General features: G+C 58.8%; 8 protein-coding genes and 1 other RNA gene. 2 read left to right on the top strand and 7 right to left on the bottom strand.

Annotated elements, in window-relative coordinates:
* Positions 1-54: 54 nt before the first annotated feature.
* Positions 55-1,095: a transglycosylase SLT domain-containing protein gene (locus tag ACIPF8_RS11515; protein WP_400421000.1), complete on the bottom strand. Its 1,041-nt coding sequence runs from the start codon at positions 1,093-1,095 to the stop codon at positions 55-57.
* 495 nt (positions 1,096-1,590) lie between these two features.
* On the opposite strand from ACIPF8_RS11515, the gene ubiD reads away from it, so the two are divergent.
* Positions 1,591-3,075 (top strand): 4-hydroxy-3-polyprenylbenzoate decarboxylase, encoded by a 1,485-nt coding sequence (gene ubiD, locus ACIPF8_RS11510; protein WP_400420998.1) that lies wholly within the window; start codon positions 1,591-1,593, stop codon positions 3,073-3,075.
* 119 nt (positions 3,076-3,194) lie between these two features.
* An RNA gene (gene ffs / locus ACIPF8_RS11505) (signal recognition particle sRNA small type) lies at positions 3,195-3,293 on the top strand.
* Between the two features lie 118 nt (positions 3,294-3,411).
* Here the strand turns inward: ffs and ACIPF8_RS11500 are convergent.
* From ACIPF8_RS11500 to ACIPF8_RS11475, 6 genes are all read right to left on the bottom strand, one after another.
* Positions 3,412-4,818, bottom strand: a complete 1,407-nt coding sequence (locus ACIPF8_RS11500; RefSeq protein ID WP_400420996.1) for a heavy metal sensor histidine kinase — start codon at positions 4,816-4,818, stop codon at positions 3,412-3,414.
* On the bottom strand, positions 4,815-5,501 hold the full coding sequence (locus tag ACIPF8_RS11495) for a heavy metal response regulator transcription factor (protein ID WP_061534053.1): 687 nt from the start codon (positions 5,499-5,501) through the stop codon (positions 4,815-4,817). The genes ACIPF8_RS11500 and ACIPF8_RS11495 overlap by 4 nt, the downstream gene beginning before the upstream one ends.
* 82 nt (positions 5,502-5,583) lie before the next feature.
* Positions 5,584-8,787, bottom strand: a complete 3,204-nt coding sequence (locus ACIPF8_RS11490) for an efflux RND transporter permease subunit (RefSeq protein ID WP_400420994.1) — start codon at positions 8,785-8,787, stop codon at positions 5,584-5,586.
* On the bottom strand, positions 8,784-9,992 hold the full coding sequence (locus tag ACIPF8_RS11485) for an efflux RND transporter periplasmic adaptor subunit (RefSeq protein WP_400420993.1): 1,209 nt from the start codon (positions 9,990-9,992) through the stop codon (positions 8,784-8,786). Before ACIPF8_RS11485 ends, ACIPF8_RS11490 begins: the two co-directional genes overlap by 4 nt.
* Before the next feature lie 17 nt (positions 9,993-10,009).
* Positions 10,010-11,494, bottom strand: a complete 1,485-nt coding sequence (locus ACIPF8_RS11480) for an efflux transporter outer membrane subunit (protein WP_400420991.1) — start codon at positions 11,492-11,494, stop codon at positions 10,010-10,012.
* 188 nt (positions 11,495-11,682) lie between these two features.
* Positions 11,683-13,110, bottom strand: a complete 1,428-nt coding sequence (locus tag ACIPF8_RS11475; RefSeq protein ID WP_400420990.1) for an MFS transporter — start codon at positions 13,108-13,110, stop codon at positions 11,683-11,685.
* Positions 13,111-13,244: the final 134 nt, after the last annotated feature.

Raw genomic sequence — 13,244 nt, 5'->3', positions numbered from 1 at the left:
AGGTGGTCGAAAAAAAAGAGCCCGTAGGCTCTTTTTTCTTTACTGTCATTCAATTCAGGTCATCGGTTGCGAGTTGAATTGGTTGTTGCTCGACTGCTGGATCGAATGGTCGATCGCGTCTGGTACGCTGAGCGCTGCTTCAGGCGGTGTCGTAGCGGTGTCGACTGGGGCTACGGCCTGGATCGGACGTGGCTTTGGTGTGGCGATCGGTGCCGAGGAACCGGATGACGGCACGTTCTTGCCGGTAGCGACGTCTTGCAGGCGGCGATACTCAGCCAATACCTTGTAGCCGTAGCCGCCGTCATTGGCGAATGCAGCGGCGCCGACATAGCGTTTCAGGCCTGCTTCAACCGAGCCGCCCTGAACCACATAATCCCTCAGGATCATCGAACCAACCTTGATATTGGCGGTTGGGTTCAGTGCTGCCTTGATGCCGCCCAGGCTTTCGAACTTGTCTTCATGTACTTTCGACATGACTTGCATCAGGCCTTGTGCACCGACCGGGCTTTCGGCAAACGGATTCAAGCCAGACTCGATCGCCATCACTGCCAGGATCAGCAGTGGGTCCAGCTTGGTTTCACGCGCTGTCTTGTAGGCGGTCGTCACAAACATGTTGGTGGCGTCGCCAGCCACGCGATAGCGCTTGGACAGCCAGTTGGTTACCCATTGCTGCTGGCGCGAACTGTCGACCGGCTTGATCGATTTGTTGATCAGGCTGTCCATATGCACCAGATGATTGGTGTTGGCAGCGACTGGAGCTGGCGCAGTCAGGTTCGCCGAAGTCTTGACATCGGTGTTTTGCTGAATGGCAACTTGTGGCGCGGCTTCTGCTTGCGGAACACTTTTCTGTTGCGACTGGTCTGCAAACAAAGGCAGGCTCTGAATCGTGTAGGCCAGTTCCGGCTTGATCATCAGGGTGGTTGCTGCGATAACGGCCAGCAAGCCACTAAACAGTACTGTGATGCGTGTGGTGGCGATGACGCCGCCGATGGTGTCGCGGGCGTAAGTTACGCCATTGGCGACGGGACTGCTGAAACTCTTGATACGGTCGAGCACAGCCAAGCTTGATAGTGCTCTGGTAGATCTTGCTAACAATTGAACCTCCTGAATCGTCGCGGCGCATGCAGGCTCCAGGAAATGCGGGAGCGAAAAACGAAATATGCTGCGTGCACCGTAATCAATATCGTTCGGCACCGCATGCCTGTTGCATGTGCGTGATGCCAAACGTCGTTGTTGTTTGCGCTTATATGGCTGCTACCGGCCGCTGTGTATAGCGCCGTGCCAGAGGCAAACAACTTGTTCGGGGGAGAAGGCTGACGCCTTTTGAAAACACTCCTTAAAATGTCATGTGGGACCCCGATCCCGTGAGTATTGAGAGTCGACTTAAAATGCGCTTTTTGGGCGATGCGACTTCATCAAGCTGGGCGCATTGTAGGGGGGTGTTTATATCAAGTCAATACTATAGAAACAAAATTCAATAACTTTTGTGTCTAATGATTTTGGTCTATTCGGGCTGTAAGCCAATAAAATCAAGCACTTCGCCCAAAAGCTTCAAATTTTGATTTCACATTCGGAAACAATGTAAAACCTATGAAATATTCAGATTTGCGTGATTTTATTATTAAATTGGAACGAATCGGCGAGCTAAAACGCATTTCGACCCCGATTTCACCTTATTTGGAGATGACGGAGGTCTGCGATCGCACTTTGCGGGCGGCCGGTCCGGCACTCCTTTTTGAAAATCCCGTAGGTCATTCAATACCTGTCTTAGGAAATTTATTCGGGACGCCGCGTCGCGTTGCGCTTGGCATGGGCACCGACGACGTCAGCGAATTGCGTCGCATCGGCCATGTGCTGGCGATGCTGAAAGAGCCGGAACCGCCGAAGGGATTTAAGGATATTCTTGGTCTCGGCACCTTGGTGAAATCGTTGTGGGACATGGCGCCGAAAGAGCATCGCTCGGCGCCTTGTCAGGACATCGTCTGGGAGGGCAATGACGTTGACCTGGCCAAGCTGCCGATCCAGCATTGCTGGCCGGGCGATGTCGCGCCGCTGATTACCTGGGGGCTGGTGATCACCAAGGGACCGCACAAGAAGCGTCAGAACTTGGGCATTTACCGCCAGCAGGTCCTGGGCCGCAACAAGGTGATCATGCGCTGGCTGGCGCATCGCGGCGGCGCACTGGATTTCCGTGAGCATGCGATCGCAACCGGCGGCAAGCCTTATCCGGTGGCGGTAGCATTGGGCGCCGATCCCGCTACTATATTAGGTGCAGTGACGCCGGTGCCGGACAGCCTGTCGGAATACCAGTTCGCGGGCCTGCTGCGCGGTAGTCGCACCGAGCTGGTCAAGGCCATCGGCAGCGAGTTGCGGGTGCCGGCTTCGGCCGAGATTGTGCTGGAAGGGCACATCAATCCCGACCCGTCGCATCCGTCCGGTTATGAGATGGCGCTGGAAGGGCCGTACGGCGACCACACCGGCTATTACAATGAACAGGACTGGTTCCCGGTGTTTACTATCGACCGCATCACGATGCGCGAGTCGCCGATCTATCACTCTACGTATACAGGTAAGCCGCCGGATGAACCGGCTGTGCTTGGCGTGGCGCTGAACGAAGTGTTTATCCCCTTGCTGCAAAAGCAGTTTTCCGAGATCATCGATTTTTACCTGCCACCGGAAGGTTGCAGCTACCGCATGGCGGTGGTGCAGATAAAGAAGGCTTACGCCGGCCATGCCAAACGGGTGATGTTCGGGGTTTGGAGTTTCCTGCGCCAGTTCATGTATACCAAGTTCATCGTCGTGGTCGATGAGGATGTCAACATCCGCGACTGGAATGAAGTGATCTGGGCCATCACCACGCGCGTCGATCCGATCCGCGACACAACACTGGTGGACAACACGCCGATCGATTATCTCGACTTCGCCTCACCGGTCAGCGGCCTGGGCAGCAAGATGGGCATCGATGCCACCAACAAGTGGCCGGGTGAAACCAGTCGCGAGTGGGGGCGCACCATCAGAATGTCGGACGATGTCAAGGCGCGGGTTGATCAAATCTGGCAAGAGTTGGGCTTATAGGCGGATGAGAAGCGCCTGAGCCGCTCCTGGCGCTGCCGGGAGCGGAAATTATGCGGAAAATGGCGGCGTAGTTGAAAAAAGCGCTGCCAGTTATGACGCGATGCGGTACAATTCACCCTGGCGGGCCCCTGCGCATTGTGGCGTGGTCAACCTGGTCAGGTCGGGAACGAAGCAGCCACAGCCATTTCCTGCAAGTGCCGCAGACAAGGCTCGCCTCTTTCCTTGGTGTCGATGTTCATCGAACACCCAATTCTCATTATTCCCAAGTCATTTGACCTGCCGTTAGTGTCTGGCAATGGTTGTCGACAACATATTTCCCATTTTCTCTATTGCCAGTCAGTTTTTCTGGTGCGCCATTTCGTCGCCGGCAGGGATGCTGAAGCCGATCGTCGTCATTCCGGCGACGCTATCCGCAAACACGCTGCCGCCATGCATCTTGGCGATCGCCTTGACGATCGCCAGGCCAAGTCCGTGGCCGTGCAACTGGCTTGGGTCACGGTCGTTGCGGGCGGCGTCGACCCGATAAAAACGATCGAACAGGCGTGGCAAATGGTTTTCGGCAATCGGCTGGCCGGGATTCGATACCGCAACCCGGATTGCCGTCGGCTGTTGCGTGATATTCACGACGATGCCGGCGCCGGGCTTGGAGTGCTGGATGGCATTGTGCAACAGGTTGCTCATCGCGCGCCGGAACAGCGAGGTTTCGATCGATGCTTCCGCGCTGGTGTCGCCGTCGACATTGACCGTCATTTTCGAATCGTCCAGCAAAAATTCAAAGAATTCCACTGTCTTGTTGATCTCTTGCGCAATCGACGCGTGCACCAGGCTGGTGGCGGCTTCACCTTGATCGGCACGGGCCAGGAACAGCATGTCGTTGATGATCGAACGCAGGCGCTCCAACTCTTCCAGGTTCGATTGCAGCACCTCTTCGAATTGCGGCGCGGTGCGTTGGCGCGACAACGCTACCTGGGTTTCGCCGATCAGGTTGGCCAGCGGCGTGCGCAATTCATGAGCGACATCGGCATTGAAGGCTTCCAACTGGTTGTATGCGCCTTCCATGCGTTCCAGCGCGCCGTTGAAGGCAATCGTCAGGTCCGACAGTTCGTCCGGCAACGGCGAAATCTTCAGGCGCTGCGACAAGTTGCGCGGACCGAGCGCCTGTGCTTCGCTGGACAGTTGCTTGAGCGGCCGCAAGCCGACCTGGGCGATCCAGTAACCTAGCAGCATCACCAGCAGCACGCCGACCAGCGACAGGCCGACCAGCGCCAACAGGAAAGCATGCATGGTATGCATGTAGGGCGCGGCATCGACGGCCACGATCAGGCGCACCGCAGGTCGATCCATAAATGGCGGGATGGTGCCGGTCATCGCATGCAGCGGGTATTCGCGACCACGCAACTGCATGGAGCTCATGCCGTTTGGATTGCGGTCCAGCTGATCGATTTCAGCCAATCCTTTGCCGTACGTGAAACGCGGATCGTCGCCCAATACCCAGTAGCGGATGCTGCCGTCGGCTGGACTCAGGGTATCCAGCTTGGCCTGTACACGCGGCCAGCGGCTGGGGTCGCCGTTGTGGCCGATCATGTATTGAGTGTCCTGGAAGCGGGTATTCAGTTCGTCCTGCTGATGGCGCGCCAGCTCGCGTCGCAGCACGCCGTACAGCGCACTGCCGATCAGGGAAAAGATCAGCAGTGCCGCCAGCGCAAACATGGCGACCAGGCGTACCGTGATCGAGCGTTTCATTCGTGCGTCTCCAAACTGCGCGGTTCCAGCACGTAGCCCATGCCGCGGATCGTATGCAGCAGCTTGGGGCTGAACGGCGTGTCGATCTTGGCGCGCAAGCGCTTGATGGCAACTTCAACGACGTTGGTGTTGCTGTCGAAATTCATATCCCAGACCAGTTCGGCGATCGCCGTTTTCGACAGGATTTCACCTTGCCGGCGAGCCAGTACCGCCAGAAGTGAAAATTCCTTGGCGGTCAGGTCGATGCGGACATTGGCGCGATAGGCCTTGCGGCTGATCAGGTCGATCTGCAAATCGGCGATGCGCAACTGTGCCGGCTCCATCGCCCGGCCGCGTCGCGTCAGCGCCTGCAGGCGCGCCAGCAATTCGAGGAAAGAAAACGGCTTGACCAGGTAATCGTCGGCGCCGCCTTGCAAGCCCTTGATCCGGTCTTCGACGCGGTCGCGTGCGGTCAGCATGATGACCGGGGTTTGTTTGATGGCGCGCAGTCCGTGCAAGACGGAAAAGCCGTCCATGCCGGGCAGCATGACGTCGAGCACGATGACATCGTAATCGTGTTGCAACGCCAGGTGCTGGCCATCGATGCCGTCATGCGCGACATCGACCACGCAACCTTGCTCGGTCAAGCCTTTGCAAAGGTAGTCTGCCGTCTTCAATTCATCTTCGACGATCAGGATTTTCATGTGTTGCCTGTCTCCTGAGCTGATGTGCGGTCCTGCATGCCGGCGATACGCAAGCATGCAGGACTGCGCAGTGACTAATTTATTATTCCGAATCTATCATGACCGGTGCGTTTGCAGCTGACTTTGTCGTCGCAATGCCTGGGCCGGCTTTGCGAGCCGCCTTGCGTGCCTGACGTGCTTCCTTACGGCGCATGTACCAATAGTGTGCGCGATCCAGATAGAGATACACAACCGGCGTGGTGAACAAGGTCAGCGCCTGCGACAGGATCAGGCCGCCGACCATTGCATAACCCAGCGGACGGCGTAGCTCGGAACCGGCGCCATGGCCCAACATCAGCGGCAGGCCGCTCAACAGTGCGCACATGGTGGTCATCATGATCGGACGGAAGCGCAACAAGCAGGCCTGATAAATCGCTTCTTCCGGCTTCATGCCATGCTCTCGCTCCGCCGTTAGCGCAAAGTCGATCATCATGATGCCGTTTTTCTTGACGATGCCGATCAGCAGGATGATGCCGATCAGGGCAATCACGGACAGGTCATAACCACCCGCCATCAGGATCAGCAGCGCACCGACGCCGGCCGACGGCAAGGTCGACAAGATTGTCAGCGGATGGATATAACTTTCATACAGCAGGCCGAGCACGATGTAGACGGCAACCAGTGCGGCTGCAATCAAATACGGCTGCGACGACAACGAATCGCCAAACGCCTTGGCGGTACCTTGGAAGGCGCCGGTCAGGGTTGGCGGAATGCCCATCTCCTGCTGTGCTTTCTGGATGGCTTCGACCGCCTGGCCAAGTGCGACATTCGGCGCCAGGTTGAACGAAATCGTCACTGCTGGAAATTGGCCCTGATGGCTGATCGACAGGTACGAAGTCTTGCTGGTGTCGATGCTGACGAACGTCGACAGCGGCACTTGCTGCCCGGTGACGGGGGACGTCACGTACAGTTTATGGAACAGGTCTGGATCTTCCTGCAGCTTCGGTGTGACTTCCAGGATCACGTGGTAGCTATTGATTTGCGTAAAATACTGGGTGACCTGACGCTGGCCGATGGCATCGTAAATCGTCGCGTCGATCAATGCCGGCGTAATGCCGAAGCTGGAGGCGCGGGCGCGGTCGATGGTCAGGTTGGCGGATGCTGCGGCGTTCTGCTGGTCGGAGGCAACGTCGGTCAATTGCGGCAACTGGCGGAAACGATTGACCAGCTTCGGCGCCCAGACGTTCAGCTCATCCAGGTTGGAGTCGGTCAGGGTGTACTGATACTGGGTCCGCGACAGACGGCCGCCGACGTTGATGTCCTGGCCAGCCTGCAGAAACAGGTTGACCCCTTGCACCTTGGCCAATTGCGGCCGCAGGCGGGTGATGACCTCGTCGGCGCTGGCGGTGCGTCCCTCATCCTTCGGCTTCAGGCTGATATAGAAATTGCCGGTATTGAAGGTGTTCTGGCCGCCGCTCATGCCGAAGCCGGTGACGTCCGGATCCTTGCGGACGATATCGGCCAGTTGCAGCATGCGTTTGTTCATCGAACCGAACGAGGAGTCCTGTGCCGATTCGGCAAAGCCGAAAACGAAACCGGTATCTTGTTGCGGGAAAAAGCCCTTCGGAATAATCATGAACAGAATGACTGTTGCCGCCATGGTCGCGAAGAACACCATCAAGGTGATGAATTGATGGCGCAGTACGACATGCAAGCCACGCTTGTAGGCATTCAACATCGCATCGAAGCCGCGTTCGAACATTTGATACATGCGGCCATGGGATTCAGCCGAGTGCGGTTTCAGGAAGCGCGAGCAGAGCATCGGCGTCAGCGTCAGTGAAATCACGACCGAGACAGCAATCGTCAGCGTGACAGTAATGGCAAATTCGCGGAACAGGCGACCGACGATGCCGCCCATCAGCAGCAACGGAATAAATACCGCCACCAGCGAGACCGAAATCGAGATGATCGTAAAGCCGATTTCTCCAGCGCCCTTGTAGGCCGCCTCCATCGGCGTCATGCCTTCTTCGACATAGCGATAGATATTTTCCAGCATCACGATCGCATCGTCGACCACGAAGCCGACCGCGATGGTGAGCGCCATCAGCGACAGGTTGTCGAGACTGAATCCCAGCAGGTACATGACACCGGCAGTGCCGAGCAGCGCCAGCGGCACGGTGACGCTCGGAATCAATGTTGCAGCGACGTTACGCAGGAACAGGAAAATCACCATGACCACCAAAGCGATGGTCAGCACCAGCGTGAATTCGACGTCGGACACCGAAGCACGAATCGTCTGGGTACGGTCGATCAGGGTGTTGATGTGCACGGTAGGTGGAATCGCTGCCTGCAGGCGCGGCAATGCGGCCTTGATGCGGTCCACGGTTTCGATCACGTTGGCGCCAGGCTGCTTGGTGATGGCCAGCACGATTGAACGGCCGTTGATGATCGTGTTGTCGGCTGGCGCTGCGGCGCCGGCAAACGCCCAACCGGCGACCTTGACGTTTTCCGGCGCATCGACTGCAACGCCGATGTCGCGCACGCGGATCGGGGCGCCATTCTTGTACGCCAGCACCATATCGTTCCATGGTTCTGCGCTTAGCAACTGGTCATTGGTGTAGACGGTGAAGCTTTGCTTCTGGCCGTCGATGGTTCCCTTCGGCTGATTGACCGTGGTATTCGCGATGACGCCGCGGATATCTTCAAGGCTCATGCCGACCGCAGTCAGTTTGGTCGGATCGACCTGGATCCGTACCGACGGCTTTTGCACGCCGCCGATATTGACCAGGCCAACGCCAGGAATCTGCGAAATCTGCTGCGCCAGAATATTGTCGGCGAAGTCATTCACCTGGATCAGCGGCAAGGCGTCCGACTGTACCGACATCACCATGATAGGGGAGTCGGCCGGATTGACCTTGCGGAAGGTCGGCGGGCTCGGCAGGTTAGCCGGCAACTGGCCGCTGGCGGCGGTGATCGCCGCCTGCACGTCGAGCGCGGCGGCGTCGATGTTGCGGTTGAGGTCAAACTGCAGCGTAATTTGCGAAGAGCCGAGCGAGCTGCTTGAGGTCATCTGCGACAAACCTGCAATCAGTGAAAACTGCCGTTCCAACGGTTGCGCAACGCTCGATGCCATGGTTTCCGGGCTACCGCCCGGTAGGTTGGCCGAGACCTGGATGGTAGGGAAATCCACTTGCGGCAGCGGTGCAACCGGCAGCAAGGGCCACACTGCGGCGCCCACCAGGAAAATCGCGATGGCGAGCAGCGTGGTGCCGATAGGGCGTTTGATGAATGCGGCGGAAATGCTCACTTGCTGGCCCCCGCGGTTGTTCCTTTAGCGGCTGCGCTGGAAGCGTTGCCGGTACCGATCGCCGCCGCATCTTCTACAACTTTGATGCCTGGTTTCAGTTTGTATTGGCCGTCAACCACGACTCGTTGTCCCGCATTCAAGCCCTTGTCGATGACGGCAATGCCGTCCTGGATATTGGCGACCTGGATCGGCTGGATCTGCACGGTACTGTCGGCGTTGACCACGTAGGCATAGGTGCCGTCCTGGCTGCGCTGTACCACTGCCGCCGGCACTGTCAGCGCCTGCTTGCGATCACCCAGCACCAGCCTGACATTGACGTATTGGCCCGGCCACAGCACATGCGATGAGTTCTGGAACATCCCTTTCAGTTGCACCGTGCCGGAGGTCGTGTCGATCTGGTTGTTGAGCAGAGTCAGATTACCCTGGGACAGCATGGTGCTGCTGTTGCGCGCATAGGCGTGCACGCTGAGCGGCTTCTGGCTGCTGTGCAAAGCGGTGTTGATGCTCTGGAAGCTTTCTTCCGGCAGTGTGAACACCACGGCGATCGGATCGATCTGATTGATGACCACCAAGCCGTTGGTGTCAGCCGCGTGGACGATATTGCCCGGATCGACCAGGCGTGCGCCGACACGGCCGCTGATCGGCGCCAAGATGCTGGTGAAGCTGAGCTGCACCTTGGCGTAGTTGATCTGGGCGTCATCGGATTGCACCGCAGCTTGCAATTGGGTGACTTGCGCCCGTTGTGCATCCAGCGTTTGTTGGGTCGCTGCATCTTGCTGCACCAGCGTGGTGTAGCGTTGCAGATCGAGCTTGGCGTTGGCCAATTGCGCGGCGTCTTTCGCCTTTTGCGCGATGGCTTGCTCCAGCTGCGCCTGCAAGGTACGCGGATCGAGTTGCGCCAGCAGTTGTCCGGCTTTGACATCCTGTCCTTCGACAAAGCCGACCTTGTCGAGCTGGCCGTCGATACGCGCCTTGACCGTGACGCTGGCATTCGAGGTGACGGTGCCGACGCCGGACAGATACATCGGAACGTCTTCCTGCTTGACGGTTGCCGTGCTCACCGAGATGGCATTGCCAACGGTGCTCGGCGGTGCCGCAGCACCGGCCTTGTGGTTGGTCAGGGCCCAGCCGGCAGCGCCGATCAGGACCAGTATCGCGGCGCTGATCAGCAGCGTCGAACGTGGTTTGGAGAGTGTGGTGGTCATGTTATCGGCTCGCAGAATTAATTGGCAGTACTGTTGTTTTTTGCTTGGGCAACGTCGGCAGTGTTCAACTGGGAGGCATCCCAGCCGCCGCCGACAGCCTTGATCAGCGCCACGCTGGCAATCAGCTGGCGACCCAGCAATTGCACCAAGGTGCGTTCATTACTCAATGAAAGCGTTTGCGCGGTGACCACTGTCAGGTAGGTTGCGGTACCGGCGCGGTATTGGCTCAACGCCAGTTGTTCCGCCAGTTGCGAAGCCTTCACGGCTTGAGTCTGGGCCACCGTTTCGCGGTCGAGCACGTTCAGCGTAGCCAGGTTGTCTTCCACTTCCTGGAAGCCGCCAAGTACGGTTTGCTTGTATTGCGCAACCGCGCCGTCGTAGACGGCAATCGCTTGCGCGGTGTGGGCGCGCCGCAGGCCACCATCGAATATCGTCTCGGCCAGCGCCGCGCCGAGCGACCAGACCCGGCTTGGGGTATCGAACCATTGCGCCAGGCTACCGGCGTTGAAGCCGCCGCTTGCGCTTAGCGTCAGTGCCGGGAAATAGGCAGCCTTGGCGACGCCGATGTTGGCGTTGGCAACGGCGACATTACGTTCGGCGGTGGAGATATCGGGCCGGCGTTCCAGCAGGTCGGAAGGCAGGCCGGCAGGGATAGGCGGCAGGTTGGCCTGCATTTTTGCCAGCATTTCCGAATCGGCAGGCAATGCGGTCAGCGTGAATTGTGAAGGCGCCTTGCCGATCAGGATGGCGATGGCATGTTCCAGTTGGCTGCGTTGCGCCTGCAGGTCGATGGCTTGCGCTTCTGCGGTTTTCAACTGACTTTCCGCCAGCGCCACATCGGAACGCAGGGCGACGCCGACTGCGTACTGGCTCTGCGTCAGTTTCAGCGAACGGGCATAGGCAGTGGTGGTGCGTGCATACAGATCGATCAGCAAATCAGTGATTCGCAATTGCAGATAGTCTTGCGCCAGCGTCGCCTGGATACTGAGGCGGGCGGCGGCCAGGCTAGCGATGCTGGCCTGGGTGCCGGCATCGCCGGCTTCCACGGCACGTCGCACGCTACCCCAGACATCCGGTTCCCAGCTGCCTTGGACACCGGCCGTGTAGTTGTTGCCAAGCCGGATGCCATTGCTGTTGGTCAGCGAGCGGCCAACTCCGGCATCGATGCCGGCCGTCGGCCAGAAGCCGGAGCGCGCGGCATCGGCTGCTGCGCGTGCCTGGCGATATTGGGCTTCCGCCTGGGCAATATTCTGGTTGGCTTGGTTGGCTTGTTGCACCAGTGTGTTGAGCGTGCTGTCGCCATACACTTGCCACCAGTCATGGTTGCTGTCGATCTGCTTCGGTTCCGCCTGTTTCCACGGACCGCTCTCTTTATAGCTGGCAGGAACGTCCATCGAGGGACGCACATAATCGGGACCGACTGCACATCCGGCCAGCGCAAATGCGATCGCAGCAACGACCGCTGTCTTGGATAGATGTCTTGGGGGAGAGGAAAAATTCATGAGTCTGATTGGGCTGACGTTCGGAGCATCGAATGGAAATGTCCGGACGGCAAGCGGCGCGAATGGCCATTCGCGCTACGCGCAGCATCGGACAGTACTTGCAGATACTTTAAGTTGTACTGGGGGACCGGATGCTGTCGCTAATATGACAATTCTGTCAGTTTCGCCGGCTGTGTTGCGAAACTGCCTTATGCGGATGCGTCGGGCACACGGCCATGGCGAATGCGCAGCGCGCTAATGATGGTCGCCAGCAAGGTTGCACTGGCGGCAAGCCAAAGCGACATATGTACTGCGCTGGCGTCGAGTTGGGCAGTGTTGGCGCTGGCCTGGGCAACGCTGGTGGCGGCAAGCACCACTGCAACCAGCGCCGCGCCCAAGGATTGACCGAAGGTGCGGGCAATCGCTAGCACGCCGGAGGCGGTGCCGCTGCGGGAGCGTGGTGCGTTGCTCAGCATTTCACGATTGTTCGGGCTTTGGAAGAAGCCGAAGCCGAGGCCGCAAATGAAGGCACGCCACAGGATATCCGGCACCGAAGCGTGGTCGCCGAGGCAGGCCAGCAATACCAGGCCAAGCGTCAGCACCAGCAGGCCGCAGGTCGACAGCAATGCCGCCGGGTAGCGGTCGGCCAGGCGGCCGGCAATCGGCGCGGTCAGGGCAATCGCCACCGGCCACGGCGTGAACAGGGCGGCGGACAGCAGAGGGCTGAAACCGTAAGCGCCCTGGAACAGGAATGGCAACGCAATAAAGGCGATCCCCTGGCCGACGAATGAGCAGAGCGAGGTCGCGACCGCCATCGAAAAGCGTTGTGATGCAAAAATATCAAGCGGCAGCAGCGGTGCCGAATATTTTCGTTGTCGAATAATAAATAAGGCGGTCGAAATCAGTGCGATGCCGCCTAACATTAATTCCTGGACCCAGCTATCGTGGCGTGACAAGCCATCCACCGCCATCACGAAGGTGCCCAGGGCAATTGCTGACAGCAGGGCGCCGGTAGCATCGAATTTACCGCCGCGGCCAGGATTGCGCGGCAACACGCGCCGCGCCAGCAGCAAGGTCACGATGCCGATCGGCACGTTAACGGCGAACAGCCATGGCCAACTGAGCACCGACAGCATCAGGCCGCCGATCGCCGGCCCGGCGGCCGTGGATGACGCCACTACCAGCGCGTTGATGCCGAGCGCCGTGCCCAACAGGCGGGTCGGGAAAATATAGCGATACAGCGCCGGCCCGATGCTCATGGCGGCAGCGCCGCCAAGGCCTTGTAAAAATCGCATGGCGTTGAGAACCGGCAGCGATGGCGACAATGCGCAGCCCAGCGACGCCAGGGTGAATACCAGGATGCCGCTCATATATAGTCGGCGAAACCCGAACACCTCGCCGATCGAGGCGAAAGCGACCATGGTCATGGCGCCGGCAAGAATATAGGCATTGGCGATCCAGACCGCAGCGGCCGGATCGACATTCAGGCTGCGCGCGATCATCGGCAGCGCAACATTGACGATGGAGCCGTCCAGCACGGTCATGCTGGTGCCAAGGATCATGACAATAATCGCTACCCGCCGGACTGCTCCGGGCAGGCCGTCATCGCCTTCGAGGTCGCCGAACAGGCGGCTCATGAAGCCAGGTCCCGGGTTGTCAGGGACTGAGGCTTTGGTACAACAGATGATCGGAGCGATGGCGAGATAGGCACGTTCAGGAGGGCGATAGAGAAAGCGTTGATGGGCCGGGGTGGCAGCCGGGAATTATTACA

This window comes from Collimonas sp. NPDC087041, from assembly GCF_044745265.1.
Taxonomy (GTDB): domain Bacteria; phylum Pseudomonadota; class Gammaproteobacteria; order Burkholderiales; family Burkholderiaceae_D; genus Collimonas.
Note: the sequence above shows the minus strand (reverse complement) of the source record. Positions and strands in the feature narration are given on the sequence as shown.